The following is a 25,726-nucleotide window of genomic DNA, read 5'->3' as shown; positions in this document are numbered from 1 at the left end:
AACGGACCATGTGACGGGGTGTTGAGGACATGAACAGGCGGCAGTGCTTGCATCTCTTGACCGGACTAGCCGGCGTTACGCTTGCAAGCGAAGCATGCGCGCAAGGTGCTGAGCCGAAGGCGATCTCCACGATCGCCCCGCCGGATCCGAGTCCCAAGACGCCGTCATTCAAGCTGCCGGCGAAATCCTGCGACAGTCATACCCACATCTTCGGGCCGGCGTCCCGTTACCCCTTTGCGGAAAAGCGGCCCTACAACACGGCTGATGCTCCGCTGGAGGCGTTCCGCAGCGTCCATGAAAAGATCGGCGTCGAGCGCTGCGTCATCGTCAACGCCACCGTTCACGGCAACGACAATCGCGTCGTCACCGACGCCATCGCCCAGAGCGAAGGCGCCTACAAGGGCATCGCCAACGTCAGTGACGAGATGAGCGAGAAGGAGCTGGCGGCGCTCGACAAGGCCGGCATCTGCGGCTGCCGTTTCGCCTTCCTCAAGCGCCTCGGCGGCGTCGGCGACATGGGGAAATTCCAGCGCGTCGTACATCGCGTCGCCGAGCTCGGCTGGCATATCGACGTCTATTTCGAGCCTGGCACGATTGCCGAGTTTGCGCCCATCCTCTCCGCGCTGCCGACGCCTTACGTGATCGATCACATGGGCACGGTGCAGGCCGGCAAAGGCCTCGACGATCCCGGCTTCACCGCGCTGCTCGACCTCCAGAAGAAGGACGAGAAATGTTGGGTCAAGATCACCGGCCTCGAGCGCGCGTCCGGCGCCGGCAAGCCGTTCCACGACGCGGCGCCGTTCGCCAGGGCGCTGATCAAAAACGCACCGGATCGCGTGCTGTGGGGCACCGACTGGCCACATCCCAACGTCAAGATCATGCCGAATGACGGCGAGATCGTTGACCTGATACCCCTCTATGCGCCTGATGAGAAGGCCCGGCAAAAGCTGCTGGTCGACAATCCGGCACGACTGTTCAAGTTCACCTGATGAATATGATGTACACGCCGACCATCCCGCCGCCCGATCCGAACACGCGCACGCCGAAATTCAAGCTGCCGAAGCTGTCGTGTGACGCGCACTGCCACATCTTTGGGCCCGGCGCGAAATACCCTTACGCGCCGGACCGCTCCTACACACCGCCGGATGCGCCGCTGGAGGATTTCCGTAAGCTTCATGCCAAGCTTGGCGTGGAGCGGGCCGTCATCGTCAATGCCAGCGTGCACGGCACCGACAATACGGTGGCACTGGATGCCATCGCGCAGAGCAATGGCGCCTACCGCGCGGTCGCCAATATCGCCGACACCATCAGCGAACGCGGCCTTCGCTCGCTGCACGAGGGCGGTTTCCGCGGCTGCCGCTTCAACTTCGTCCGCCATCTCGGCGGTGTCCCTGACAAGGGCGTGTTCGATCGCGTCATTGCCATGGTCGCGCCGCTCGGCTGGCACATCGATTTGCATTTCGATGCGATCGACCTGCCTGAATATGCCGATATGCTGGCGAAGCTGCCGCTGAGCTACACCATCGACCATATGGGGCGGGTGAAGGCGTCCGAGGGGCTCGACCAGCTTCCGTTCAGGATTTTGATCGAGCTGATGCAGCGCGACGAGAAATGCTGGGTCAAGATCTGCGGCTCGGAGCGCGTCTCATCCGCTGGGCCGCCGTTCACCGACGCAGTGCCGTTCGCGCGAAAGATCTTGGAGACCGCGCCCGACCGCGTCATCTGGGGCACGGACTGGCCGCATCCTAACGTCAAGGTGATGCCGAACGATGGCGATCTCGTCGATCTGATCTCGCTGTTTGCGCCGGAGCCGGAGCTTCAGCAGAAGATCCTCGTCGACAATCCCGCGCGCCTGTTCGAGTTCGACCAATGACGTCGCTCGCGATCGACAAGCCGCGCGGCCGCACCTGGTGGAAGGAGCTCTGGATCCAGGTGCTCATCGCCATGGCGGCCGGCATCGCGCTTGGGATCGTCAACCCTGAGGCGGGCGCCAAGATGCAGCCGCTGGGCGATGCCTTCATCAAGGCGATCCGGATGCTGATCGCGCCGATCATCTTCTGTACCGTCGTGCATGGCATTGCGCATATGGCCGACATGGCACGCGTCGGGCGCGTCGCTGTGAAGGCGATCGTCTATTTCGAGATCATGACCACGATCGCGCTGATCATCGGTCTCATCGCGGTCAACCTGCTCAGGCCCGGCGTCGGCATGAACATTGATCCCGCCAGCATCAATGCCAGTGCGATCGAGCCTTACGTCAAGCAGACCGGTGCGATCGGCTTCGTGCCGTTTCTCCTCAATATCGTGCCCGCGACCTTCATCGGCGCCTTTGCCGAAGGCAATATCCTCCAGGTGCTGTTCATTTCAGTGCTGTGCGGCTTCGCGCTGGTGCAGCTCGGCGAACGGGCGGCTCCCCTGGTCCATCTGATCGATATCGCCGCAAAAATGGTGTTCGCCGTCGTCGGTTTCGTGATGTGGGCGGCGCCGATCGGTGCGTTCGGGGCCATCGCGTTCACGGTCGGCAAGTTCGGCGTCGGCTCGCTGGCCTCACTCGGCAAGCTGCTCGGCGGCTTCTACCTGACCTGCGTCGTCTTCATCATCGTCGCACTCGGCCCCGTCGCGCGGCTCTGCGGCTTCTCGCTGGTGAAACTGATCCGCTACATCTGGGAAGAGCTGCTGATCTGCATCGCCACGACATCGTCGGAGACCGTGCTGCCGCGGATGCTGACCAAGCTGGAGAAGGCCGGCTGCGAGAAGAGCGTGGTTGGCCTCGTGATTCCGACCGGCTACTCCTTCAATCTCGACGGCACATGTCTGTATCTCGCCGCCGCCTCGGTGTTCCTCGCGCAGGCGACCAACACGCCGTTCGGGCTTGCCGAGCAGATCGAATTGCTCCTGATTCTGCTTGTGACGTCCAAGGGTGCGGCGGGAATTGCGGGCGCGGCTTTCGTCGTGCTGGCGGCGACGTTGTCGGCCACCGGTACCATTCCGGTGACGAGCGTTGCGCTGGTGCTCGGCATCCATCGCCTGATGTCGCAGGGGCTGACGCCGACCAATCTGATCGGGAACGCGGTTGCGACGATCGCGATTGCCAAATGGGAAGGCGCGCTCGACGATGAGCGCTTGCGGCGCGTGCTGGATGGCAAGGACCCCGTGACCAGTGCGGCCTGACGAATTGGCGGCCTGCATGAGGCAGGCGGCCTATGATGCTTACGAACGAAAGAGGGGAGTTTGTCCCATGAAAACAGGTCTCGTGATCACCGCCCATCCCGGCGATTTCGTCTGGCGCGCCGGCGGCGCCATCGCGCTGCATGCGAAGAAGGGCTATCGCATGAAGATCGTCTGCATGTCCTTCGGCGAGCGCGGCGAGAGCCAGTTCGCCTGGAAGGAGAAGGGCGCGACGTTGGAATCGGTCAAGGCCGGCCGCAAGGACGAGGCGGAGCGGGCGGCAAAGCTGCTCGGTGCGGAGATCGAGTTCTTCGACTGTGGCGACTATCCGCTGAAACTCACCGAGGCGCATTTCGACCGCATGGTCGACATCTACCGCGAGCTCAATCCGAGCTTCGTGCTGACGCATGCGCTGGAAGACCCCTATAATTTCGACCATCCGAACGCGGCGCATTTCGCGCAGGAGACGCGCGTGGTCGCGCAGGCGATGGGTCACAAACCTGGTGCACAGTACAAGTACTCCGCGCCACCGGTGTTTCTGTTCGAGCCGCACCAGCCCGAGCAGTGCAATTACAAGCCGGATCTTCTGCTCAAGATCGACGAGGTCTGGAAGGAGAAGTACGAGGCGTTCCAGATCCTCGCTGCGCAGAAGCATCTGTGGGGCTATTACGAGCGCGTCGCGCTCAACCGCGGCATCCAGGGCAGCCGCAACACCGGCGTGCCCATGACCTACGGCGAGGCTTATCAGCGCCTGTTTCCGACGGTTGCGGAGGAGCTCGCATGAAGCCGGTCGTCGTTCGCAACATCAAGCGTGCCGATCCCGCTGGCATGGCGGACTACGGCGTCTCGACCGTTCACGAGGCCTATGGCCGTATCGGCCTGATGAAGCCGTATTTGCGGCCGGTGTGGGCGGGTGCGTCGATCGCCGGTCCCGCCGTCACGGTGCTGGCGCAGCCCGGCGACAACTGGATGATCCATGTCGCGGTCGAGCAGTGCAAGAAGGGTGATACCCTCGTCGTCGGCTGCACCACCGACAATACCGACGGCATGTTCGGCGAGCTGCTCGCGACCTCGCTGCAGGCACGTGGCGTGCAGGGGCTGATCATCGATGCCGGCTGCCGCGACGTCAAAGCGCTGCACGAGATGAACTTTCCGGTGTGGTCGCGCGCGGTCTCGGCCAAGGGCACGGTCAAGGCGACGCTCGGCTCGGTCAACATTCCCGTGGTCTGTGCCGGCGTCAACGTCGATCCCGGTGATATCATCGTCGCGGATGACGACGGGGTCGTGGTGGTGTCGAAGCGCCATGCGGCCGAGGTCGCCGAGAAGGCGAAGAAGCGCAATGCGGATGAAGGCGGCAAGCGCAAGCGTCTGGCCTCGGGCGAGCTTGGCCTCGACATGTACAACATGCGTGAGGCACTGGCGAAGGCCGGACTCGTCTATGTCGACAATCCCGAGGACGTCTGAAGCGAAGAGTGGAGCGGGCGGATGGATCGTCTCAAGCTGAAGGCCGTGCTCGGCAGTCACTCCCATGTCCAGGCGGTAAAGAGCGGCGAGCTCCGCTCCGACCTTTTCGATCTTGACTTCATCGAGTACACGCCAACCAACACGGCGTTCAAGCCGATGGTGCGCGAGCAGGCCTTTGACGTCTGCGAGATGGCGATCGTCACTTACTTGATGGCGAAGGCGCACGGCAAGCCGCTGGTGCTGCTGCCGGCGACCATGATGGGCCGCTTCCAGCATTCTTATGCGATGTACAATCCCGCGAAGGGGACGCTCGGGCCGTCCGATCTCGAAGGCAAACGCGTCGGCATCCGCTCCTTCACCACGACGACCGGCGCCTGGATCGGGGGCATCCTCGCCAACGACTATGGCGTGAACCTCGACAAGATCCGCTGGGTAACGTTCGAAGACCCGCACGTCGCCGAATATGTCGACACCACTGAGCGGGCGCAGAAGGACAAGAAGGTCCTGCAAATGCTGCTCGACGGCGAACTCGACGCCGTCCTTGGCGAGGCCTCTGATAACCCCAAGCTGAAGCCGTTGTTCCCCGATCCGGCCGCGGAAGCTGCGAAGTGGTACGCCCGACGCGGCGTCGTGCCGGTCAATCATCTCGTGGTCGTGACCGAGCAGCTCGCGAAATCGCGCCCCGACGTGGTCGCAGGCATCTATGATTTGCTCAAGCGGAACAAAGAGCAGGTGGGGCCTGCGGCCTCGCCGGATCTCGTTCCTTTCGGAGTAGAGGCAAACAGGAAGCCGCTGGAGTTGATCGTCGACTACGCGTTCCAGCAGGCGCTGATCCCGCGCCGCTATGCGGTCGAGGAGTTGTTCGACGAGACGACACGAGGATTGAACTGATGGCGGATCCGAAGCGATGGCAGATCGGGCTGATTGGCTATGGCGAGGTCGGCCGGATCCTTGCTGAGGATCTGCGCCAGCAGGACATCAAGGTCGCCGCTTACGACATCAAGCTCGGCGGCGAGCAGGGCGGTTCGCTGAGGGAGCATGCGGCCAAATTTGGTGTCGCGCTCGCGGCGTCTCACGCTGAGCTGACCGGGAAATCCGATTTCATCATATCCGCGGTCACGGCGAGCCAGGCCGTTCCGGTCGCAAGGGCCTGTGCCGCTGCGATCAACCAGGGCACCTGGTTCCTGGATTTCAATTCGGCCTCACCAGGTGCCAAGCAGCGCGCCGCCGCGCTGATCGACGGCGCTGCCGGGCGCTACGTCGAAGGCGCGGTGATGACCTCGGTGCCGCCTTATCGTATCAAGGTGCCGCTGCTGCTCGGCGGTCCCGGCGCCAGAGAGCTCGAGCCGCTTTTGAACGCGATCGGCTTTGCGGCGAGGGTTGCCAGCGACAAGCTCGGTGTGTCCTCCGCGGTGAAAATGTGCCGCAGCATCATGATCAAGGGCCTGGAGGCCATGGTCATCGAGAGTTTTACGACCGCGCGTGCTTATGGAGTTGAGGATGCAGTGCTGGCCTCGCTCGCCGAAACCTTTCCTGGCATCAATTGGGAGAAGCAGGGCGCCTATTTCTTCCAGCGCGTGATCGAGCACGGCCGCCGCCGCGCCGAGGAGGTGCGGGAGGTCGCCGAGACCGTACGCGAGGCGGGGCTAACGCCGTGGTCAGCGCAGGGCACGGCCGAGCGGCAGGCCTGGGTGGCGGATCTCGCCGATGAAGGACTGTTCGGCACCAGGGGCACCAAGGAGTTCGCCCGCAGCGCTGACTGGCGCGCCGAGGCGGACCGGATCCTCGCGAAGATCAATCGCGAGAAGTAGGGCTTCGGCTCAGCACTATGCTGCCCGGCAGCCCGTAAGCTCGTCGCGAGCGCGTTCGATCAGCTCCATCAGGTTCTCGGCCTTGCGCACCAGTCGATCGCTCGCGACTTCGGTACGGAATTCTGCGCGGATCGCACGAATACACTTGTCGGCGGTATCGAGTGTCAGAAGCGTGCGCGTCAGGTCATCCTGCGTCCGGACGCCCGTGAGGTCGAGGCCCGACAGGACATGCCCGATGCCGTCGAGCCGCTTCATGGCAGCTTCGCTCGGCGTTCTCGCTCGAATGGAATGATAGTCGATGCTGCTGAATGCGCTGAACATATCAATGCTTCCCCGTTGACTGCAGACTTCAGTGCAGGCCTCTCATGACCGGCACCGCGGGACTTGCAATGCGCTTAAATAGCGGGAATTCGAGCGAATCCACTATCCGGTAATCTACCGGATTCGGAATTTTAGAACATTTGGCGGTAATATGGAACGGATGCCGCGCTGCAATCAGCCCCTCTTCCCCATGATCCTACCGCTCGATGCGACAGGCTTGCCTCCCTTGTAGACCGATCGTCCCTGCGGCACCCCGACCACAGCCTCCGGAACATGCTCCGCATGCAGGGTCACGAAGTCGGCTTTGGCGCCGACCCGCAGGCCGTAGCCTTCCAGCCGCAAGGCCGTGGCGCCTGATACGGTGACGACGTCGAAGGCGACGCGCAGCTCTTCGTCGACGTTGAAGCCTGAGCGATAGCCGAGCGTCATCGCCCGGCGCAGCATGTCGCCATCGCCATAGGGCCACCAGGAGTCGCGAATGTTGTCGTTGCCGCTGAAGACAGTGACCCCGGCGTTGCGCAGGGCAAGGATCGGCGGAAACGGCCGCGCACCCGGCGCGTTGGTCATGATCGCGACGCCGGAACGGGCGAGAATTTCAGCGATCTTCTTGAGTTGGTCGGTCGTGATGTCGCCGAGCCCGTAAGCGTGGCTGATCGCGACACGCCCTTCCATGCCGAGCGCACGCGTGCGCGCCGCGATCTGCTCGATCTCGAAGGTGCCCAGCGTGCCCATGTCGTGCAGATGAATGTCGACATCGACGCCATGCTTGTTGGCGACGCCGAACACGACGTCGAGATGTTTCTCAACATCGCGATCGAAGCTGGCGGGATCGAGCCCGCCGACGAGGTCAGCGCCGAGCCCGATGGCTTCGTCGAGCAATTGCGGTGTGCCCGGGCTTGCCAATATGCCGCTCTGGGGAAAGGCGACGAGCTGGATGTCGATCAGGCCCCGGTATTCCTCGCGCACGCGCAAAATCGTCTCGAGCGATTTCAGTCCAACCGAGCCGTCCACCATGACATGGCTGCGCATCTGCGTGGTGCCGTGTCCGATGCAGAGGTCGAGCTGGTTGCGCGCCCGCACGTCCATCGGCGCGGCCTCAGCCATGTTCTGCGCCTGGAAGGCGACGCGCTCATGTACGTCGAAGCCGTCCGTGCAGGGCTTGTGCGGACGCCAGGCATCGCCATAGAAGCTGGTGTCGAGATGGATGTGGCCTTCCACGAAGCCGGGGACGACGAGGGCATTGCCGAGGTCGATCGTCTCGATGCCGGTAGGCGGTTGGTCCGCAGGCATGATCGCAGCAATGCGGCCGTCCTTGACCGCGATGTGATGACGGGACCCGCCGTCGAAACGCGCGTTCAAGAAAATTGTGTCGAAGGCCATTTTGGTTCCTCCGTTGGTCGATCTGCGATGATAGTCGCGCAAGCTGCTTGCAGGAAGCGATATGGGAGGCGAGGGCCGCTCAGCTCCGGGGACGAAACAGATTCGGCTGCGGCCGCTCAAAAGTTTGTCGGCCAGCCTTGAAGCCCATCACGACATCAGGCAGCTCCGCGATGGCGAAGCGGCTGTCTTGGGTGTCGAGCACAACGAGATCGGCGGGGTTGCCGACCTTGATGCCATAGTCATCAAGGTTCATCAGCCGTGCCGGCAGCTCGGTCACGAGATCGAGACAGGCCTCGAAATCGCTGACCGAGGCGTGCGCGACATTGGCGTAGAAGTTTGCCATCCGCAGCAGCGAAGCGTCACCGAACGGCGTGAACGGATTGAGCACGTTGTTGGTGGCGACCGAACACACCACGCCGTCGCCCGCGAGCTTGTGGGCGAGCGTCAGCCCGCGCGGCGCGTTGTGGGTGGCCTCGCGCCCCATCAGATAGAGATCGGTTGCGGGCAGCACGGTAACGGCAACGCCTGATCTTGCCAGTTGCGCGGTGGCGGCCTTCATCCGTTCGGGCGGCAAGGCCGAGAGCTTGGTGGCGTGGCCGATCGCCACGCGTCCCCCATAGTTGCGCCGTTCGGTCTGCCGGCAGACTTCGTCAAGGTGCCACCAGGAGGGGTCGAGATCGAAATCGAGATGGAGGTCGACATCGACGTCGAATTCCTGCGCAAGATCGAAGATGCGCTCGAGATGGGCGGTCGGGTCGGTGTCCGTATAGGGACAGCCGCCGATCACCTCGCCGCCATTGCGCAGCGCTTTGATCAGCAGGTCTTCGCTGCCGGGATCGTTGGTCAGGCCCTCCTGCGGAAAGACGCAGAGCGACAGGTCGATCGCCCAAGCATAGTCGCGCTTCAGCGCCCTGACCGCCTCGAAGCCGCGCAAGGCGATGCGCGGGTCGATCTCGACATGGGTGCGCATGCGCGTCGTGCCGTGCACGATCGCACGTTCGAGCACCCGGGCGCCCCTGGCATAGACGTCCTCGACGGTGAAATCGCGCTTCATCCCGGCAACGGCGCGGATGGCGTCCGAGACGCTGCCGTGGTCATGCCCGCAGCGGCCGAGCAGGCAGGCCTTGTCGAGATGGATGTGGGTATCGACGAAGCCGGGCAAAGCGAGGCGGCCGCCGAGATCGACCTCGATGGCCTCGCAAGCGAGCCGCGGTTCGATCGCGGCAATGCGGCCCGCCTTTACGCCGATATCGACAGGGGCGGCGGATGATCGCAACAGTGCGTTACGGAAGATCAGGTCGAAGGCGGTCTGCGTGCTCATGGTAACGACTTTTGCGGCGGGAAAATGCCGCAGTCAATCGCGGCACGGGGCCCGGATCGCTCCACGGCAGCAGGGCAGATGTTCATAATATATGCATGCATTCCGACGGGCCGGCGATAGTATTTGGCAAATTCAGGAGAGCGCGCCATGTCCGCAACCGCCGAAGCCGAGACCGGATCATTGTCGGACGCGGAGATCGTGAAAGCCTATCTGACAGCATCGATGATTCCCGATCCCGACGCCGCGGCAGCCTATGTCGCGCCGGGCACGATCATTACGTTCACCGGCGGCCGCGAGTTCGACCATCCCCGGGGGCCGACCGCCTTCAACGCCAAACGCTACCGCTGGGTCAAGAAGAAGATGGACCGGTTCGACGTCTGTCCGGGTAACGGCGAAACCATCGTTTACAGCGTCGGAACGCTGTATGGCGAATGGAAGGATGGGACCGCCTTCGAGGGCAACCGCTACGTCGACCGCTTCGTGGTGCGGAACGGCAAGATCGCGAAGATGGATGTCTGGAATGACAGTGCCGAACGCATCCTGGTCCAGCGCGGCATAGACGCTTAAGGACCATCGCGCCGCCGAGGCGAAGCCGCTTCGGTGGCGACAAACTGTCACTCATCATATCGAAAGCCGCGATAGCTGATAGTCGCAAGCCCGTCTGGCGGCTGGCGCGTACCTGCGCTATCAACTTCCGTGATTGCGCCCGGCGTGGAGGCGCAAGCACCCTCAGGAGCCTAGGAGTCCCCGATGCGCCTACCCACCGTTATCCTGGCCCTGACATGTCTTGCGGGGGCCGCTTCAGCCGAAGACCTGTCGGGCACGCTCCAGAAGGTCAAGGAGACCAAGAAGATCACGCTGGGCTATCAGGAGGCCTCGGTCCCGTTCAGTTACCTCGACGGCAACCAGAAGCCGGTCGGCTTTGCCATGGACATCTGTCTCGGGATCGTGGACGCCGTGAAGAAGCAGCTCGGCATGTCCGACATCGCCGTCGACTACGTCGCGGTGACGTCGTCGAACCGGATTCCGCTGATGGTCAACGGCACGCTCGATCTGCATTGCTCAGCGACCACCAACAACGCCGATCGCCAGAAGCAGGTCGCCTTCACCAACACGCACTTCCTCAGCGCGACGCGATTCGCGGCCAAGAAGGCTGCCAAGATCAACACCATTGATGACCTCAAGGGCAAGGCGGTCACCGCGGTGGCCGGCTCGGTCAACCTGAACCAGCTCGCCAAGGTCAATACCGAGCGCAATCTCGGTATCAAGATCATGCCGGCCGTGGATCAGGCCGAGGCGTTCCTGTTGCTGGAGACCGACCGCGCCCAGGCCTATGCGCTCGACGACGTCCAGCTCGCGGTTGCGATCGCGCGCTCCAAGGAGCCGCAGGCCTTCATGATCAGCGAGGAGACTTTCTCGAAACCGGAGCCCTACGGGATCATGTTGCGGCGGGAGGATGCCCCGTTCAAGGCGCTCGCCGACCGCGCCACGGCGGATCTCTACGCAAGCCCGGAGATCGAGGTGCTCTACAAGAAGTGGCTGCAATCGCCGACGCCGCCGAACGGCCTCAACTACAACGTCCCGATGTCGGCAGCCTTGCGTCAGGCCTTCAAGACGCCGAGCTCAAGCGCCGATCCGGACGTCTATCTGGTGAAGTGAGGTGAGGGCGCGCGCGTCCGTGGCGTATCGAGTAACTGGCCGGCAAGCGCGGCGCCGATGACCGCGACTGCAGCCATTACCAGCGCCCACGGGACGAACAGCCGATGGCCGATCAGCGCACCGCTCACCAGCGGGGCGCTGATGTTCGCACCCGACATCAGCGACTGATTGAGGCCCATGATCATGCCCTGGCGGTTGATGGCGGTGCTGTGCGACAGCTCCGCCGTCAGCGTGCTCCGTGCGAACATGGTGCCGACGATGATCAGCGTGAGATTGATCGCGAGCAGGCTGATATTGTTGCCCGTGGCAAGGCCAGCAAACCCAAGACCCATACAGGCGAATGCCGCTACCACGATGCTGCGGTCGGAGGCGATCAGGTTCGCGCGCGTGATGAGCAGCCCTTGGACTATCATGTTGATGAAGCCGGTATAGGCGAACGTCCAGCCGAGCTCGCGCGCGCCGAAGGAATGTCCGTCCCAGGAGAACCGCGCGGACAGGAACAGGCCGATCTGCGACAGGAACATCGAGTTGACGAAGAAGAACACGATGAGCAGGCCGAGCAGGCGCCAAGCGCAACGCATGCCGAGCAGGCTGCGGGTCAGCGTCGGCTCGGGCACGCGATGGTGGTAGAGCGGCTCGGACGCGGAGTGATCCGGCGGGAGCAGGGCGATCGTTGCGAAGATGCTGATCAAGGAGAGTGCGGCCGCAGCCCACACCGGTGCGGTCTGGCCATAGTGCACGAGGAAGCTCGAGAGAGCAGGGCCGAGCAGCAGCCCGGTCCCGATTGCGCCGCTGGTCATGCCGAGCGCTTGCTTGCGGGTTGCCGGCCCGCTGTGCTCGGCGGCATAGGCGTGCGCGACCGAGATGTTGCCCGATGTCAGGCCGTCGACGATGCGCGCCAGAAACACCAGCGTGAGGTTGCCCGCGAGTGCGAGCAGGACGAAGCCGATCAGCGTTCCGATCTGGCTCACGATCAGAATCTTCCGCCGGCCGTAGCGGTCCGAGAGCATGCCGACCACAGGGCCCGCGATGAGCTGGCAGACGGCATAGACCGAGATCAGGGCGCCGATCAGGAACGGCGAAGCGCCTAGGCGCTGCGAATAAAACGGCAGGAGCGGCAGGATGATGCCCATACCGGTGGCATCGACTGCCACGACGACGAAGGTCGGGACCAGCGTCAGCGCGCTGTCGCCCATCGCCTCCGGTGCCTCGGTCGCGGAATCCGATCCCACCTGCGTTGTCCTCTTCGCTTCTCCGTGATCAATCGGGCTATCCTCAATTATATAGTTGCAGGCTAATAGTTTGCGTCCTATCTAATTTGCATGGCTCCCTCGCAGGCTCACATCCACGCCGAAATCGGCCGGCTCGTCACGCGCCTCGGCCGAATCTGGCGCCGCGAGTCGGACCAGGCGCTGTCCGATCATGGCCTGTCCTATGCGACCGCGATTCCGCTTCTGGTGCTGTCTCGCCAGGGTGAGAACGTCCGCCAGGGTGTGCTTGCTGACGAGCTTGGCATCGAGGGTCCGTCGCTGGTCCGGCTGATCGACCTGCTGCAGGCCGAAGGATTGGTGGAGCGCCGCGAAGACCCAACCGACCGCCGTGCCAAAACGCTACATCTGACCAAAGCGGGTGAGGCCAAGGTCGAGGAAACCAACCGGGTACTGCGCAGGGTGCGGGCAAGCCTGCTGAGGGATATCGGCACCGAGGAACTTGCGATAACCTTCGAGACGCTCCAGCGCATCGAGCAGCGGGCCAATCGCCTGCAAGACGTCAAGGCCGGCCCCGAGGCGAAATAGTCATGCGCGCAGATGAGCCGTTCCTGGTCCGCCACGCGGACCTCATCTTCGCTTTGAAGACGTTCGCCGCGTCGATGCTGGCGCTCGTCATCGCGCTGGCGATGGATCTGCCGAGGCCCTATTGGGCCATGGCGACCGTCTACATCACCTCGCAGCCGCTGGCGGGTGCGACGAGCTCGAAGGCCTTCTTCCGCGTGATGGGGACGCTGGTCGGCGCGACCATGACGGTGGCGCTGGTGCCAAACCTGATCAATGCGCCGGAACTGCTTTGCCTCGCCATCGCGCTCTGGGTCGGACTCTGTCTCTACCTTTCGCTGCTCGACGGTACGCCGCGCAGTTACGTCTTCATGCTCGCCGGCTACACGGTTGCGTTGATCGGCTTTCCCTCGGTGTCCGAGCCCGGCGCCATCTTCGATACCGCCGTTGCCCGGGTGGAGGAGATTTCCCTCGGCATCATCTGTGCGAGCCTGGTCTCGACCATCGTGTTTCCCCGCAGCGTCGCGCCCGCGGTCGCGGGCCGGGTCGATACCTGGCTGGCGGATGCGCGCCGCCTCAGCCAGATCGTGCTGCTGCGCGAGGGCACCAGCGAAACCCGCCGCGCCAGGCGCATCAAGCTCGCGGTCGACATCGTCGAGATCGACACGCTTTCCACCCATCTTGCCTATGACCGGCTGACGGATCGCAACGCCGTGAGCGGCCTCAGCGAGATCCGGCTGCGCATGCTGATGATGTTGCCGGTGATCGCCTCTCTGGAGGATCGGCTGGCCGCGTTAGGGGAGGAAACGCTGCGCCGGCAGGGCGAGCTGAAGCGGCTGCTGGAGGATCTCGCGCAATGGATTGTCAGCGACGTCAGCGCACGCCAGCCGGCGGAACGGATCCGCGCCGCGATCGCAGAGCGACAGGCGGTGCTCGACGACAGCGCCTCCTGGGAGCGGATCATCACCACGAGCCTGTTGTCGCGGCTGCGCGAGCTTGTCGACCTCTCGCGTGATTGCCGTGTCCTCACAGAGGCGATCGCCGAGAACCGCGGCGTCTCAACCGCCGATCTGGCGTTTCATTCCGAGGCGGGTGCTGCGCCCGTGCGCCACAGGGATCGCGGCCTTGCCCTGTGGTCGGCGGCTGGTGCGGCCACGGCTATCCTGATCTGCTGCGCATTCTGGATCGGCGCCGGCTGGCCGGACGGTGCCTCGGCACCGATGATGGCGGCGATTGCCTGCTCGTTCTTCGCGGCGCAGGACGAGCCCGCGCGCTTCATCCGCAGCTTCGGTCTGTGGTCGCTGGTCGCCATCGTGGTCGTTGCGGTCTATCTGTTCGCGCTGGTCCCCGCGATCTCACACCTCGAGGTTTTGGTCCTCGCGCTGGCGCCGACCTTCCTGCTCTATGGCTTCCTCATCGCGCGGCCGGCAACGGCTGGCACCGGCCTGGCACTCGCGGCCAATACGGCGACTTTGCTCGCGCTGCAATCGACTTACAGTGCGGACTTCGCGTCCTATGCCAATTCCGCCGTCGCCTTCTTCGTTGGGGTCGTCATCGCCGAACTCGTGACGCGCATCGCGCGCGGGGTGGGCGCCGAATGGGTCGCCAATCGCCTCGTGCTGTCGAGCTGGAAGACGCTCGCGGTCGCCGCCGAACGTCGTGGCAAGCATGATCGGGCCGAGTTCGCCGGCCTGATGCTGCATCGGCTGACGCTGCTGGTGCAGCGCATCGCCTTCGTTTCGGAGAGCGACCGCCGTGATGCCGACAGCCTGGCGCAGGTTCGCATCGGAATCAACATCATCGACCTCAGGCGCGCCCGCTACGGGCTCGCCGCACCTACGCTCTTCGTGCTCGACGACATGCTCGACCAGCTCGCCGTCGCGTTCCGCCGCCATACCGGGGGAGGAATGCCGGCTGAATTGCTCGCACGCATCGATGCTGCATTGGCGGCGGCCGTGAAAGATCCCAACCCGCAGGCGCGGGAGGATGCCCTGATCGGATTGGTCGGCATCCGCCGCGGGCTGTTCCCGCAGGCGCCCGCCTATCGGGCGCGCCTGGAGAAGGGGATTGCGGCATGAGATATGTGGTCGACATCTACGGCGTGCTCGTGCCGGCGCTGCTCCTGTGGATCATCGTCGCCTATGTCCTGAGTGCGCTTCTGCGCCGGCTCATGCAGCGCTTCGACCTCTACCGGCTGGTCTGGCATCGCGCACTGTTCGATTTCGCGATTTTCGTCTGCCTTCTCGGCGGCGTCGTCTATCTCTCGGAGTATCTCTCATGAAGGGAAATTTCGCCTGGCTCGGTCGCCTCGCGCTGACAGTCCTTGCCGTCGTCGCCGCGCTCGCGGTCGGACGCGAGCTCTGGGTCTACTATATGGAGTCGCCCTGGACCCGCGATGGCCGTGTCCGAGCCGACGTCGTGCAGGTCGCGCCCGACGTGTCCGGCTTCGTTACAGAGGTGCTGGTCAAGGACAACCAGAAGGTCCATCGCGGCGACGTTCTGTTCAGGATCGACCGCGAGCGTTTTGCGCTGGCGCTGCGGCAGGCTGATGCCTCTGTCGCCGGCCATCAGGCCACGCTCGATCAGGCCAATTCCGATTTGAAACGGTATAGCGCGCTGACGACCGATGCGGTCTCGCAGCAAAAGCAGGAGCAGGTTCTGTCCACCCAGCTGCAGGCCAAGGCGGCCTTCGACGCCGCCGTTGCGGACCGTGCGGTCGCCCAGCTCAATCTTGATCGCAGCGAGGTCCACGCCTCCGTGAACGGCGTGATCACCAACATGGATCTGCGTCCCGGCGCCTACGTCACGGCCGGGAAGGGCGTGATGGCGCTGGTCGACACCGACACACTGCATGTCGAAGGCTATTTCGAGGAGACAAAACTCGCGCGCATCCGCATTGGCGACAAGGTGCAGGTCCGCCTGATGGGCGAGAAGCTGAAGCTGTCAGGCCATGTCGAGAGCATCGCCGCCGGTATCGAGGACCGCGATCGCGCGGAAGGCGCCAGCATGCTCGCCAACGTCAACCCGACCTTCAGCTGGGTGCGGCTCGCCCAGCGTGTCCCCGTGCGCATCGCGCTGGACCATGTTCCCGACGCCATGTCGCTGGTCGCCGGCCGCTCCGTGACGGTGGAGGTATTGGACTAACGCTGCGCGGAGATGGATCACGCTTGGCTTGGGGAAAACCGGCAACAAGCGTTTCAATGCCAAATCGCAGGGCTAATCCTGATCGGCGTATGTGAGTCGGGGAACCTGTATGGGCGATTGGTTTTTAGTCCTAGCAGCCTGCGTCGTCGGCACGTTGCTCCTTTTGGCGTTCTGCCGATAGGGCCGACAGCGGATGCACTTGTTGCTGCGAAGCATCAGCGAACCGCTGAATAGCAGTTCCAGGCCGATGGTTTTTGACTGTGCATGGATGAGCGCGTTCACTTCCGGGATTGGAGGCGGACGTGAGCTGGTTGTTTGTATTTCTCATTGCCGCGAGCGCAGTCGTTCTGATCGCTCATGCGATTGACGCGATGCGTTCCTGATACTCGCCGCGACTCGTTTTTGTCGGTAGCTCTCGACGAGAATGTTCCGACGCGGGCGGGTGTCAATTCGAGGAACCTGGCCTGAAGGCCAAGGTTGTCACAGCAGGAGGACTACGATCATGCTTGCGCTTTATCTGCCGGTCATCATTTTCGGAGCAATACTCGAAGGAATTTGGAAGCAGAGTTCGTCTGCATCCACCCAGGATCCGCCAAGCATCGATTAGACTCCCATCCCGATGCTGATTCTCCAGGGAGCGATGAGCTAACGGCTCCTCAGGTATTGGAGTATTTCTTCAGCTCGAACCGCGCGATCTGATTGCGATGGACCTCATCCGGTCCGTCGGCGAGGCGCAGCAGACGGGCGGTCGCATAGGCTTGCGTCAGCCCGAAATCGTTCGAGGTCCCACCGCCACCATGGGCCTGGATCGCCCAGTCGATGATCTGGCAGGCCATGTTGGGCACGGCGACCTTGATCATCGCGATCTCGGCCTTCGCCACCTTGTTGCCGACCGTATCCATTGCGAAGGCGGCATTGAGCGTCAGCAGCCGGGCCTGCTCGATCATGATGCGGGCCTCAGCGATTCGCTCCTGCGTCACCGTCTGTTCCGAGACCGGCTTGCCGAAAGCAACGCGGCTGCGTACGCGGCGGCACATCTTTTCCAGGGTCCGTTCGGCGAGCCCGATCAGCCGCATGCAGTGATGGATGCGTCCGGGACCGAGACGGCCCTGTGCGATCTCGAAGCCGCGGCCTTCGCCGAGCAGCATGTTCTCCTTGGGCACCCGCACGTCGGTGAAGACCACTTCGGAGGCGCGGTCGGGCACGCCGTAGAAGCCGAATACGGGCAGGGGACGTTTTACGTCGACGCCCGGCGTGTCCATCGGCACCAGGATCATGGATTGCTGCTTGTGCCGGTCCGGATTGTCAGGATCGGTCTTGCCCATGAAGATGCAGATCTTGCAGCGCGGGTCGGTCGCGTTGGTCGTGTACCATTTGCGCCCGTTGATGACGTAGTGGTCGCCGTCGCGCACGATCGAGCTCTCGATGTTGGTCGCGTCCGACGAGGCGACCGCCGGCTCGGTCATGGCGAAGCACGAGCGGATTTCGCCCGCGAGCAGCGGCTTCAGCCAGCGCTCCTTGTCCTTCTCCGAGCCGTAGCGTTCGAGCACCTCCATGTTGCCGGTGTCGGGAGCCGAGCAATTGAACACTTCGGGCGCGAGGTGCGAGCGGCCCGTGACCTCGCAAAGCGGGGCATATTCGAGATTGGTGAGACCCGCGCCGTGATTGCTCTCGGGGAGAAACAGATTCCAGAGCCCCTCGGCGCGCGCCAGCGGCTTCAGCTCCTCGACGACGGGATAGACCTTCCACGGTCCGAGCTCTTCGGCCTCGCGATAGAACCGCTCCTCGTTCGGATAGATGTGCCGGTCCATGAAGCTCTCGAGCTTGCGCTTGAGCTCGGCGACTTTGGGCGACATCGGATAAAGCATCTTTCGTCTCCTTGATCGATGGACGTCGGCTGGATCAGCCGATTTCGAGATAATCGGGCCCGGGAAGCTTCGGGAAAGGGGCGGTCGGCAGCGTCTGGTACCAGAACGCGACCGAGGCGATATCGTCCTGCAACGGAAGGTATTTTGCTTCCTTGACGCCCGGCAGCCATCCCAACGCCTGGATGGTCACACGCAGATCGGAGCGGAAGCGCACGGGATCGGGGATGTGCCAACGGTACATGCCGAAACGCTGTTGCGACCTGTAGACGCCGTCAGGGCGGATCACCTGCGGCAAGCCGGCGTAGGGCGTGGTGAATTCCTGGTAGCGTGATTGCTGCGCCGGCCCCTGGCCGGAATGCGCGACATAGGGATCGAAATTGTAGGCACCACAGAAATAGTCCTCGGTGCCGGTCCCGCAGATCGTCGGGAATGCGCCGTCGCCGTCGATGTAGAACTTGATCTCGCCTTCGCCCCACCAGCCGTTGTTGTTGACGCCCCAGGCCATGTAGGTGCCGACGTAATGGCCGGCGCCGCTGATACCCTCAAGGATGGTATAGACCTCCTTGTACGGCAGCGGATTGGTGCGCCTGAACTGCGCATGGAAATAGGCGCAATCTTCCGGCACGTCGGTCAGGGTGTAGTTGATCTGGTAGTAGACCGTGAGCTGCTCCTCGCTGCGGTTCTCCAGCGTGAAGCGGGCGCGCTTGCGGAACGGCATCTCCCAGTAACAGTTGAAGGCGCGGCCGGGATTGACGCAGACCGCGAGCGATGAGACCTGCGCGAATTCTTCCCAGCCGCAGGCGAAGAAATCGCCGGCCGGGCATTCGACACTGGGCTGCTCTTGGTCGTCCCAGTAGACGCGCAGGATCGAATGACGCAGACGCCCGCGCGCCAGCGTCATCCAGATCTGCTGGATCGCGCCCTGACCTTCGATGTCGGCGAGCGTGAATGTCGCGCCCGGTTCGATGACGACATAGGGCGAGACCTTCCAGCCCTGGCCGAGATCGCGGGCCTGGCGTGCAGCGGAGCCGTCGACGGACATGCCGCCTTTGCTCTTCTCGCCGGTAAAGTTCTCGGGGCTGATCGAGCGCGTCTGCGCATGCGACAGAAGCGAGAGGTTGCCGAGATGCAGGCCCAATCCGGAAAACGCCATGGAATCCTCGATAAGGGATTAGCGACATCCCGATATATCGCCCGCGAATTGACCAAAAGGTGAAGACCGCACACGGAATTGACCCAAACGCGATGCGCTATCGGTTCAAGCGACGCGGTATTCCCTGAACTTCTCGCGCAGCGCCGATTTCAACACCTTGCCGGTGCCCGTCATCGGGAATTCGTCCAGGAATTCGACGGCGTCGGGCATCCACCAGCTCGCGATCTTCGGGCGCATGTGCTCGAGCAGCGTTTTGCCATCGACGGTCGCGCCCTTCTTGCGCACGACGAGGAGCAGGGGGCGCTCCTGCCATTTCTCGTGGGAAATCGCGACCACGGCGGCCTGAAGCACATCGGGATGGGACAAGGCGACGTCTTCTAGCTGGATCGAGGAGATCCATTCGCCACCGGACTTGATCACGTCCTTCGAGCGGTCGGTCAGGGTGACGTGGCCTTGGCTGTCGATCACCGCCATGTCGCCGGTGATCAGCCAGCCGTCGCGGTCGAGGCCCTCCTCTAACTTCATGTAGCCGGAGGCGACCCAGGGGCCGCGAGCGCGCAGATGGCCGACGGTCTTGCCGTCGCGCGGCAGCTCGTTGCCGGCGTCGTCGACGATGCGCAAGGCCGTGCCGAAACAGGCGCGGCCGGAGACCTGGCGCCGGTCGAACTTCTCCTTGTCGCCGAGATGCTCCGAGCCCGGCCGCAGGCCCGGCATCGAGCAGCCCAACGCCTCGGTCATGCCCCAGGCCTGGATGTAGTCGATATTGTAGTCGCGCTTGAGCTTCTCGACCATCGCGCGCGGCGGCGCCGAGCCCGACGACAGCGTCGCGCGCAGCGTCGTGAATTTGTTGCCGGTGCGACCGAGCCAGTCGAGCAGGATCAGCCAGAAGCTCGGCACGCCCGCCGACAGCGTCACTCTCTCGCCTTCGAGCAATTCATGGAGCTTGTCGGGTTCGTAGTTGCGGCCGGGCAGCACCAGCTTCGAGCCGGTATAGGGCGCGGTGAATGGCATATTCCAGCCATTGCCGTGGAACAGCGGCGCCATCGGCATCATCGCCTCGCGCACGCCTTCGACATGGCCCGGCAGGAAGTCGAAATTGCAGCAGGTCATGGTCTGCAGGATCGCGGCGCGGTGCGAATAGATCACGCCCTTGGGATTGCCCGTCGTGCCCGAGGTGTAGCAGATGGTAGAGGCGGATTTCTCGTCGAACTCGGGCCAGGCGAAGCCGGCGTCGTTCTCCTTTTCCAGCAGTTCCTCATAGCAATGGACGTTTGCCAGTTCCGTCTCCGGCATCCGCTCGCGCGAGGACATCACCACATAGGCCGCGATCGTCGTCAATTGCGGCGCGATCGCCTCGACGATGGGTAGCGTGGCGCGGTCGATGAACAGCAGGCGGTCTTCCGCGTGGTTGATGATGTAGACGAGCTGCTCGGGAAACAGCCGGGGGTTGACGGTATGCAGCACATAGCCCATGCCCGGTGCGGCATAGAACATCTCGAAATGGCGATGGGTATTCCAGGCCAGCGTGCCGACGCGGTCGCCTTGCGTCATGCCGAGCCGCTTCAGGGCCAGCGCTATGCGCTTGATGCGCGGATGAGCGTCGGCATAGGTGTAGCGGTGGATGTCGCCCTCGATCTCGCGCGCGACGATCTCCGCTTCGCCGTGATAGTCGGCGGCGTACTGGATCAGGCCGCTGATCAGCAGCGGCATGTCCATCATCAATCCCTGCATGGTCTCCTCCACAGCCACGTCGTTGCGCGGCGTACGCTCGTGATTTGCGTTTGAGGTTAGCGGAACGTCACGCGGCGTTCACGCAAAAAGCGAGCGACGTGATTGCGTGCGGCACTTTTTCAGGGCTAACTTCATGCGAACTGCCGGCGAAGCGGTGTCTGCCGCGGAGGAGACGAATGTCAGCGGAAAAACACAAGACCGGCGCAGCTGGCGAACCTACGGTCGATATCTCCGCCCTTCGTGCGCGCTATCGCGACGAGCGCGACCGCCGTTTGCGCAGCGAAGGCAAAGCGCAGTATGTCGAGGCGACCGGCGAATTCGGCCGCTACCTCGACGATCCCTGGGCCGATCCCGGATTTGCGCGCGCATCCGTCAGCGAACAGACCGAAGTGCTCATCGTTGGTGGCGGCTTCGGTGGTTTGCTCTGTGGTGCACGGCTGCGCGAAGCCGGCATCGATGATTTTCGTATCGTGGAAAAGGCGGCCGACTTCGGCGGCACCTGGTACTGGAATCGCTACCCGGGCGCTGCCTGCGATACCGAGAGCTACATCTACCTGCCGCTCCTGGAAGAGACCGGCTACATGCCGGTGCGCAAATATGCGCGTGCGCCCGAGATCTACGAGCATTCCCGCCGCATCGGCCGGCACTTCGGTCTCTACGAGCGTGCGCTGTTTCAGACCGTGATCTCGCGCATGACGTGGCAGGACGAGGAGGGGTGCTGGCTGGTCGAGACCGATCGCGGTGACCGTATCCAGGCGCGCTTCGTCATCCTCGCCGGCGGACCGCTGAGCCGCCCAAAGCTGCCAGGCATTCCCGGCATCGAGACATTTAAGGGCCACAGCTTTCACACCAGCCGCTGGGACTATGGCTACACCAGCGGCACGGCGGAGGGCGGTCTCACTGGCCTTGCCGACAAGCGCGTCGGCATCATCGGCACGGGCGCCACGGCCGTTCAATGCGTGCCGCATCTCGGCCGTTCCGCGAAAGAGCTCTATGTCTTCCAGCGCACGCCATCGGCGATCGGCGTGCGCGACGACCGGGCGACCGATCCAGCCTGGGCGCAAAGCCTCAAGTCCGGCTGGCAGCGCGAGCGCATGGACAATTTCACGGCCGTGATCTCGGGCGAGCCGTTCGAGCAGGATCTGGTGCAGGACGGCTGGACTGGCCTGCTCGGTGAGATCCTGCTGGCGCCGCGCCGCCAACCGCAGCCGGTGACCTCGATGCAAGAGGCGCTGAAGGTGATCGAGCAGGCCGACTATCGCAAGATGGAGGAGATCCGCGCCCGCGTCGACGCGGTTGTGAAGGATGAAGCTGCCGCCGCAGCGCTCAAGCCCTGGTACAAGGCGTTCTGCAAGCGGCCGTGCTTCCACGACGAATATCTCGACACCTTCAATCGCCCGAACGTGCATCTCGTCGATACCATGGGGCGGGGCGTCGAGCACATCACCGAGAATGCGGTCGTGGTCGACGGCAAAGCCTATGAGCTCGATTGCCTGATCTATGCCAGCGGCTTCGAGGTCGGCACCGATTACGCCCGCCGCATGGGATTTGAGGTGTACGGCCGCGACGGCATCAGCCTGTCCGAACGCTGGCGCGACGGCGTCAAGACGCTGCACGGCTTCTACAGCCGCGGTTTTCCGAACTGCTTCCTGATCGTCACGGTGCAGGCCGGCCAGAGCGCCAATTTCCCGCACATCATCGACGAGCAGTCGCAGCACATCGCCTACGTCATCGCCGAGGCGCGCAAGCGCAAAGCGCGAACCCTGGAGCCGACGCTCGCGGCCGAGAGGGCTTGGGTCGATGAGGTCGTCAGGGCCGCGCTTGGCCGCCAGACTTATCTCGCCGAATGCACGCCCGGTTATTACAACAATGAAGGCGTGCTCGATCCGATCGCGGCAAGAAACAGCCAATATTGGCGCGGGCCGGTGGCGTTCCTGCGGCTGCTCGACAAGTGGCGCAGGGAGGGCAACCTGGATGGTCTGGAAATGACCTATGGGACCGCGGTGGAGGCGGGCGGCTCCCCGATGTCGGCTTGAGCGGCGTGATCCCGCCACCTACCGGCGCCACGCGGCTGTACGTTATCATAGGCGATTCGATGTCATCAGCCTCCCACCGTCAGCCTATTGCGGCTGCGTCATCACCAAGCCCGAAATCTCGCCTTTCATCGCAGCGGCCCGAAAGGCCGGCTGCGTGACGGGGACCGGCACGGACATGTACGAACAGCACCAGGGCATCATGGTGGAATTCCTGCTCGGCCGCGCCGGCGAAGGGTAGGGATCGTTCCGGTGTCAAGGTGCCCGTTGCGTCAAGCGGGGCTTGAGCGATCAGAGCCGGCGTAGGATCATGCGTCCGCGCGAGCCGGTCGCGCGTCCCAGGAGAGAGGAACGAGGAATGACCAAGAGCAGGACCGTTGTGACGGCCATGATCGGCGCCACTGCGCTGCTTCTCTCTCTGGCGCCCACCGCCGAGGCCGCGCAATGCGGTAGCTCGCCGGCCGGGTTCGAGGCCTGGAAGCGCGAGTTCAGCGCGGAGGCGCAGGGCAAGGGCGTCGGCCCCACCGCGCTCTCGGCCCTGATGCAGACCAATTACGCCAGTGCGACCATCGCGGCCGATCGCGGCCAGCGCAGCTTTTCGCTGACGCTCGACCAGTTCCTAGCCAAGCGGGGCGCCACCACCATCGTTGCCAAGGGCCGGCAGCTCAAGCAGTCGCAGGCCGCCTTGTTCGCCTCGATCCAGCAGCGCTACGGCGTCCCGCCGGGGCCGCTGATCGCGATTTGGGGCATGGAGACCGGCTTCGGCAGTCAGCGCGGCAACCAGAACATGCTGTCGTCGATCGCGACCTTGGCCTATGACTGCCGCCGTCCCGAATTCTTCACCGATCAGCTCTATGCCGCCTTGAAGCTGATCGACCGCGGCACGCTGTCGGGGGCGACCCGCGGCTCCATGCATGGCGAGGTCGGCCAGACCCAGTTCATGCCCAAGAACATCCTGGCCTATGGTACCGGCAATCTCGAAGTGGCCGCCAACGCGCTGAATTCGACAGCGAATTTCCTCAAGGCCCATGGTTGGCGCGCAGGAGCCGGTTACCAGCCGGGCGAGCCGAATTTCGTCGCAATCGAGGCTTGGAATGCGGCCGGCGTCTATCAGAAGGCAATCGCGCTGATGGGCCGGCAGATCGACGAAGGAGGAGGGGCAGCCGCCTCGCGCTAGAGCATGATCCAGAAAAGTATGCAGCGGTTTTCTGAAAAGATGATGCTTAAACAACAATCTAAAGCGCGAGGACGATTCATCCTGATCTCCTCGCGCTTGAGGCTGCTCAGCAAGGCGTGATGCGTCGGCAAGAGAAAGTTGTTGCCATCAGGAACTGACGGCACGAGGTTTGCTTTGATCAAGTTCGGGGCTGGGCATGAGGAGACTCACCATGGCAACCCAGATCGTGATGGATCAGACGGGCGACACGCGCCACGAGTTTGATCCTGACAATGCCGAAGCGCTGGCGCGGGCCGAACGGCGCTTTCGGGAGCTGACCGGAGCGGGCTTCACCGCCGCGCTGCGGACCGGGCCGGGCGAGGTTACCCGTATCCGGTCATTCGATCCGACCGCTCAGGAAACGCTGTTCTATCCCCGCCTGGTCGGCGGTTGATCTGAGCTGGTCATGATCGCGGCGGTTTGGCTCCGCGCCCCGGCGCGTGCGCGCTTGCATGCGCTGCGCGAACTCTATCGGCGCTTCTTCGGCGAGAACACGCCGGACGCCCGCGGCCGCCGGCTGCTCGCCGAATGGCTCTCGCCGACACAACGCGTGCAATTCGAGGAGCACCGGTATTTCGACGTCATCGGCTGCGATACCGGCAAGACCTATCGCATCCACTACGGCACCGCGGCCAATGTCCACGAGATCAACGAGGCGGGTATCGCGACGATGGGATGGTGCTTCGTCCCGTCGGGTTTCCTCGTGCCGGGCGATGTGATGCTGGCACAGAAGATTGCGCTCGAGACCGACGAAAGGGGCGCGCTTGCGCTCGCCAACCGGTTTCCGCCGGCAACGCATTCGGAGCACTTTTACCGGCGGCCCTTCTAGCGCCGGAAACGGGCGGAGCCGTCAGTGGTGCGTGGTGCGGTAAGCATCCAGCGCATGGGCCGCGAAGACGCCGATGCTGCAAAGGGCGAGGAGGCCGGAGATCAGCTCGATCATAGCTCGTCCTCCCGTGTTGGCTGGGCAACGAGGCTTTGGCAGCAGGAGTACTCATAGAGCAGGTCGAGGAAGAATTGCATGGTAGCCGTCCCTGTATTTATTTTGACAACTACTTAAGCGGCGATCTGTTTCAGGCGTGTTTCGTCGTATTGGGAAAGGGGTTTCGCGGGGAACCACCGGCTGGTTTGTGCGCTGCGGTCTCCGCTATTTCTCAAGCCTTTTAGCCGCCTCTTCGGGGGCGGCGTATCAGATTGCGAGGCAAAATTATGGCGCAGGTCGAATGGTTCGACGATCTCACGATCGGAATGCGGTTCAGATCTCCCGAGGTCGAGGTCACCGAGGCCGACATCAAGCGCTTCGCCGCCGAGTTCGATCCGCAGCCGATGCATCTCACCACGAGGCCGCCAAGGACACCCTGTTCAAGGGGCTCGCTGCCTCAGGATGGCACACCGCCGCAATTGCCATGAACCTCGCGATCCAGACCCGTCCGTTCGGTCCGCACCCGCTCATCGGCGCGGGCGTCGATGGCCTGCGCTGGACCATTCCGGTGCGGCCCAATGACCGCCTGCATCTGGTCGGGGAGGTCATGAGCCTGACGCCGTCCAAGTCGAGGCCGCAGGGCATCGCGCTGGTGAAGTGGACGATGTTCAACCAGAACGGCGAGGAGGTCTACACCTTCACGCCGATCGCGATCGTGCCGCGGCGGAGCTAAGCAGCCGGCAACACCATTGACCTCATGCCG

24 protein-coding genes and 2 pseudogenes are annotated in these 25,726 nt (G+C 63.5%); 19 read left to right on the top strand and 7 right to left on the bottom strand.

What is annotated here, in order from left to right; all coding sequences use genetic code 11:
* Positions 1 to 29 precede the first annotated feature (29 nt).
* From NLM27_RS16715 to NLM27_RS16685, 7 genes are all read left to right on the top strand, one after another.
* A complete protein-coding gene (locus NLM27_RS16715) occupies positions 30 to 989 on the top strand; it encodes an amidohydrolase (protein WP_254144344.1) in 960 nt (319 codons plus the stop codon).
* Positions 989 to 1,873 (top strand): amidohydrolase, encoded by an 885-nt coding sequence (locus NLM27_RS16710; RefSeq protein WP_254144343.1) that lies wholly within the window; start codon positions 989 to 991, stop codon positions 1,871 to 1,873. Before NLM27_RS16715 ends, NLM27_RS16710 begins: the two co-directional genes overlap by 1 nt.
* Positions 1,870 to 3,171 (top strand): C4-dicarboxylate transporter DctA, encoded by a 1,302-nt coding sequence (dctA, locus tag NLM27_RS16705; protein WP_254144342.1) that lies wholly within the window; start codon positions 1,870 to 1,872, stop codon positions 3,169 to 3,171. The genes NLM27_RS16710 and dctA overlap by 4 nt, the downstream gene beginning before the upstream one ends.
* 67 nt (positions 3,172 to 3,238) lie before the next feature.
* Positions 3,239 to 3,952, top strand: a complete 714-nt coding sequence (locus tag NLM27_RS16700) for a PIG-L deacetylase family protein (protein WP_027517331.1) — start codon at positions 3,239 to 3,241, stop codon at positions 3,950 to 3,952.
* The gene (locus NLM27_RS16695; RefSeq protein ID WP_254144341.1) at positions 3,949 to 4,632 is read left to right on the top strand and encodes a 4-carboxy-4-hydroxy-2-oxoadipate aldolase/oxaloacetate decarboxylase; all 684 of its coding nucleotides are present in this window, start codon (positions 3,949 to 3,951) and stop codon (positions 4,630 to 4,632) included. Before NLM27_RS16700 ends, NLM27_RS16695 begins: the two co-directional genes overlap by 4 nt.
* A gap of 21 nt (positions 4,633 to 4,653) precedes the next feature.
* Positions 4,654 to 5,523: an ABC transporter substrate-binding protein gene (locus NLM27_RS16690; protein WP_254144340.1), complete on the top strand. Its 870-nt coding sequence runs from the start codon at positions 4,654 to 4,656 to the stop codon at positions 5,521 to 5,523.
* Complete coding sequence (locus NLM27_RS16685; protein ID WP_375142253.1) at positions 5,523 to 6,443, top strand: DUF1932 domain-containing protein; 921 nt, start codon at positions 5,523 to 5,525, stop codon at positions 6,441 to 6,443. Before NLM27_RS16690 ends, NLM27_RS16685 begins: the two co-directional genes overlap by 1 nt.
* A gap of 15 nt (positions 6,444 to 6,458) precedes the next feature.
* Here NLM27_RS16685 and NLM27_RS16680 read toward each other — a convergent pair whose 3' ends face one another.
* From NLM27_RS16680 to NLM27_RS16670, 3 genes are all read right to left on the bottom strand, one after another.
* Positions 6,459 to 6,764 carry a hypothetical protein gene (locus NLM27_RS16680; RefSeq protein WP_254144339.1) on the bottom strand — a complete coding sequence of 102 codons (306 nt, stop codon included), beginning with the start codon at positions 6,762 to 6,764 and terminating at the stop codon, positions 6,459 to 6,461.
* A gap of 174 nt (positions 6,765 to 6,938) precedes the next feature.
* Positions 6,939 to 8,144 (bottom strand): amidohydrolase family protein, encoded by a 1,206-nt coding sequence (locus NLM27_RS16675; RefSeq protein WP_254144338.1) that lies wholly within the window; start codon positions 8,142 to 8,144, stop codon positions 6,939 to 6,941.
* A gap of 79 nt (positions 8,145 to 8,223) precedes the next feature.
* Positions 8,224 to 9,465, bottom strand: a complete 1,242-nt coding sequence (locus NLM27_RS16670; RefSeq protein ID WP_254144337.1) for an amidohydrolase family protein — start codon at positions 9,463 to 9,465, stop codon at positions 8,224 to 8,226.
* 147 nt (positions 9,466 to 9,612) lie between these two features.
* Between NLM27_RS16670 and NLM27_RS16665 the strand changes: the two genes are divergently transcribed.
* The gene (locus NLM27_RS16665; RefSeq protein ID WP_254144336.1) at positions 9,613 to 10,032 is read left to right on the top strand and encodes a nuclear transport factor 2 family protein; all 420 of its coding nucleotides are present in this window, start codon (positions 9,613 to 9,615) and stop codon (positions 10,030 to 10,032) included.
* A 183-nt stretch (positions 10,033 to 10,215) separates the two neighbouring features.
* Positions 10,216 to 11,124, top strand: coding sequence for an amino acid ABC transporter substrate-binding protein (locus NLM27_RS16660; RefSeq protein ID WP_254144335.1), 909 nt, complete (start codon positions 10,216 to 10,218; stop codon positions 11,122 to 11,124).
* Here NLM27_RS16660 and NLM27_RS16655 read toward each other — a convergent pair.
* The gene (locus NLM27_RS16655; protein ID WP_254144334.1) at positions 11,109 to 12,356 is read right to left on the bottom strand and encodes an MFS transporter; all 1,248 of its coding nucleotides are present in this window, start codon (positions 12,354 to 12,356) and stop codon (positions 11,109 to 11,111) included. The genes NLM27_RS16660 and NLM27_RS16655 overlap by 16 nt on opposite strands.
* Positions 12,357 to 12,446: 90 nt before the next feature.
* Between NLM27_RS16655 and NLM27_RS16650 the strand changes: the two genes are divergently transcribed.
* From NLM27_RS16650 to NLM27_RS16635, 4 genes are read left to right on the top strand one after another with little or no spacing between them, the layout of a single operon-like run.
* Complete coding sequence (locus NLM27_RS16650) at positions 12,447 to 12,920, top strand: MarR family winged helix-turn-helix transcriptional regulator (RefSeq protein WP_254144333.1); 474 nt, start codon at positions 12,447 to 12,449, stop codon at positions 12,918 to 12,920.
* Positions 12,921 to 12,922: 2 nt separating this feature from the next.
* A complete protein-coding gene (locus NLM27_RS16645) occupies positions 12,923 to 14,974 on the top strand; it encodes an FUSC family protein (protein ID WP_254144332.1) in 2,052 nt (683 codons plus the stop codon).
* Positions 14,971 to 15,177, top strand: a complete 207-nt coding sequence (locus NLM27_RS16640) for a DUF1656 domain-containing protein (protein ID WP_254144331.1) — start codon at positions 14,971 to 14,973, stop codon at positions 15,175 to 15,177. The genes NLM27_RS16645 and NLM27_RS16640 overlap by 4 nt, the downstream gene beginning before the upstream one ends.
* Positions 15,174 to 16,040, top strand: coding sequence for an HlyD family secretion protein (locus tag NLM27_RS16635; RefSeq protein ID WP_254144330.1), 867 nt, complete (start codon positions 15,174 to 15,176; stop codon positions 16,038 to 16,040). Before NLM27_RS16640 ends, NLM27_RS16635 begins: the two co-directional genes overlap by 4 nt.
* Before the next feature lie 656 nt (positions 16,041 to 16,696).
* Here NLM27_RS16635 and NLM27_RS16630 read toward each other — a convergent pair.
* The 3 genes from NLM27_RS16630 to NLM27_RS16620 all read right to left on the bottom strand — a co-directional run bounded on the left by NLM27_RS16630 (position 16,697) and on the right by NLM27_RS16620 (position 20,792).
* Entirely contained in the window at positions 16,697 to 17,908 is a 1,212-nt protein-coding gene (locus NLM27_RS16630) for an acyl-CoA dehydrogenase family protein (RefSeq protein ID WP_254144329.1), read from the bottom strand.
* A gap of 34 nt (positions 17,909 to 17,942) precedes the next feature.
* Positions 17,943 to 19,061 carry a glycoside hydrolase family 172 protein gene (locus NLM27_RS16625; RefSeq protein ID WP_254144328.1) on the bottom strand — a complete coding sequence of 373 codons (1,119 nt, stop codon included), beginning with the start codon at positions 19,059 to 19,061 and terminating at the stop codon, positions 17,943 to 17,945.
* Between the two features lie 105 nt (positions 19,062 to 19,166).
* Complete coding sequence (locus NLM27_RS16620) at positions 19,167 to 20,792, bottom strand: long-chain fatty acid--CoA ligase (RefSeq protein ID WP_254144327.1); 1,626 nt, start codon at positions 20,790 to 20,792, stop codon at positions 19,167 to 19,169.
* Positions 20,793 to 20,968: 176 nt separating this feature from the next.
* Between NLM27_RS16620 and NLM27_RS16615 the strand changes: the two genes are divergently transcribed.
* From NLM27_RS16615 to NLM27_RS16590, 6 genes and pseudogenes are all read left to right on the top strand, one after another.
* Positions 20,969 to 22,828 (top strand): NAD(P)/FAD-dependent oxidoreductase, encoded by a 1,860-nt coding sequence (locus tag NLM27_RS16615; protein WP_254144326.1) that lies wholly within the window; start codon positions 20,969 to 20,971, stop codon positions 22,826 to 22,828.
* 58 nt (positions 22,829 to 22,886) lie between these two features.
* Positions 22,887 to 23,066, top strand: a pseudogene (locus NLM27_RS16610) (shikimate dehydrogenase); the annotation flags it as partial.
* A gap of 117 nt (positions 23,067 to 23,183) precedes the next feature.
* Entirely contained in the window at positions 23,184 to 24,002 is an 819-nt protein-coding gene (locus tag NLM27_RS16605) for a lytic transglycosylase domain-containing protein (protein WP_254144325.1), read from the top strand.
* Positions 24,003 to 24,213: 211 nt separating this feature from the next.
* Positions 24,214 to 24,435: a hypothetical protein gene (locus NLM27_RS16600; RefSeq protein ID WP_254144324.1), complete on the top strand. Its 222-nt coding sequence runs from the start codon at positions 24,214 to 24,216 to the stop codon at positions 24,433 to 24,435.
* Between the two features lie 12 nt (positions 24,436 to 24,447).
* Complete coding sequence (locus tag NLM27_RS16595; protein WP_254144323.1) at positions 24,448 to 24,870, top strand: hypothetical protein; 423 nt, start codon at positions 24,448 to 24,450, stop codon at positions 24,868 to 24,870.
* Positions 24,871 to 25,250: 380 nt separating this feature from the next.
* Positions 25,251 to 25,696: pseudogene (locus NLM27_RS16590) on the top strand (MaoC family dehydratase).
* Positions 25,697 to 25,726: the final 30 nt, after the last annotated feature.

The sequence above is a fragment of the Bradyrhizobium sp. CCGB12 genome, from assembly GCF_024199845.1.
Classification (GTDB): Bacteria; Pseudomonadota; Alphaproteobacteria; order Rhizobiales; family Xanthobacteraceae; genus Bradyrhizobium.
This window is presented reverse-complemented; position numbering and strand designations above follow the sequence as displayed.

Excerpts from the sequence above, each read along its gene's own strand:
- NLM27_RS16715 (WP_254144344.1), top strand. The coding sequence starts at position 30 with ATGAACAGGCGGCAGTGCTTGCATCTCTTGACCGGACTAGCCGGCGTT.
- NLM27_RS16710 (WP_254144343.1), top strand. The coding sequence starts at position 989 with ATGAATATGATGTACACGCCGACCATCCCGCCGCCCGATCCGAACACG.
- dctA (WP_254144342.1), top strand. The coding sequence starts at position 1,870 with ATGACGTCGCTCGCGATCGACAAGCCGCGCGGCCGCACCTGGTGGAAG.
- NLM27_RS16700 (WP_027517331.1), top strand. The coding sequence starts at position 3,239 with ATGAAAACAGGTCTCGTGATCACCGCCCATCCCGGCGATTTCGTCTGG.
- NLM27_RS16695 (WP_254144341.1), top strand. The coding sequence starts at position 3,949 with ATGAAGCCGGTCGTCGTTCGCAACATCAAGCGTGCCGATCCCGCTGGC.
- NLM27_RS16690 (WP_254144340.1), top strand. The coding sequence starts at position 4,654 with ATGGATCGTCTCAAGCTGAAGGCCGTGCTCGGCAGTCACTCCCATGTC.
- NLM27_RS16685 (WP_375142253.1), top strand. The coding sequence starts at position 5,523 with ATGGCGGATCCGAAGCGATGGCAGATCGGGCTGATTGGCTATGGCGAG.
- NLM27_RS16680 (WP_254144339.1), bottom strand. The coding sequence starts at position 6,764 with ATGTTCAGCGCATTCAGCAGCATCGACTATCATTCCATTCGAGCGAGA.
- NLM27_RS16675 (WP_254144338.1), bottom strand. The coding sequence starts at position 8,144 with ATGGCCTTCGACACAATTTTCTTGAACGCGCGTTTCGACGGCGGGTCC.
- NLM27_RS16670 (WP_254144337.1), bottom strand. The coding sequence starts at position 9,465 with ATGAGCACGCAGACCGCCTTCGACCTGATCTTCCGTAACGCACTGTTG.
- NLM27_RS16665 (WP_254144336.1), top strand. The coding sequence starts at position 9,613 with ATGTCCGCAACCGCCGAAGCCGAGACCGGATCATTGTCGGACGCGGAG.
- NLM27_RS16660 (WP_254144335.1), top strand. The coding sequence starts at position 10,216 with ATGCGCCTACCCACCGTTATCCTGGCCCTGACATGTCTTGCGGGGGCC.
- NLM27_RS16650 (WP_254144333.1), top strand. The coding sequence starts at position 12,447 with ATGGCTCCCTCGCAGGCTCACATCCACGCCGAAATCGGCCGGCTCGTC.
- NLM27_RS16645 (WP_254144332.1), top strand. The coding sequence starts at position 12,923 with ATGCGCGCAGATGAGCCGTTCCTGGTCCGCCACGCGGACCTCATCTTC.
- NLM27_RS16640 (WP_254144331.1), top strand. The coding sequence starts at position 14,971 with ATGAGATATGTGGTCGACATCTACGGCGTGCTCGTGCCGGCGCTGCTC.
- NLM27_RS16635 (WP_254144330.1), top strand. The coding sequence starts at position 15,174 with ATGAAGGGAAATTTCGCCTGGCTCGGTCGCCTCGCGCTGACAGTCCTT.
- NLM27_RS16630 (WP_254144329.1), bottom strand. The coding sequence starts at position 17,908 with ATGCTTTATCCGATGTCGCCCAAAGTCGCCGAGCTCAAGCGCAAGCTC.
- NLM27_RS16625 (WP_254144328.1), bottom strand. The coding sequence starts at position 19,061 with ATGGCGTTTTCCGGATTGGGCCTGCATCTCGGCAACCTCTCGCTTCTG.
- NLM27_RS16620 (WP_254144327.1), bottom strand. The coding sequence starts at position 20,792 with ATGCAGGGATTGATGATGGACATGCCGCTGCTGATCAGCGGCCTGATC.
- NLM27_RS16615 (WP_254144326.1), top strand. The coding sequence starts at position 20,969 with ATGTCAGCGGAAAAACACAAGACCGGCGCAGCTGGCGAACCTACGGTC.
- NLM27_RS16605 (WP_254144325.1), top strand. The coding sequence starts at position 23,184 with ATGACCAAGAGCAGGACCGTTGTGACGGCCATGATCGGCGCCACTGCG.
- NLM27_RS16600 (WP_254144324.1), top strand. The coding sequence starts at position 24,214 with ATGGCAACCCAGATCGTGATGGATCAGACGGGCGACACGCGCCACGAG.
- NLM27_RS16595 (WP_254144323.1), top strand. The coding sequence starts at position 24,448 with ATGATCGCGGCGGTTTGGCTCCGCGCCCCGGCGCGTGCGCGCTTGCAT.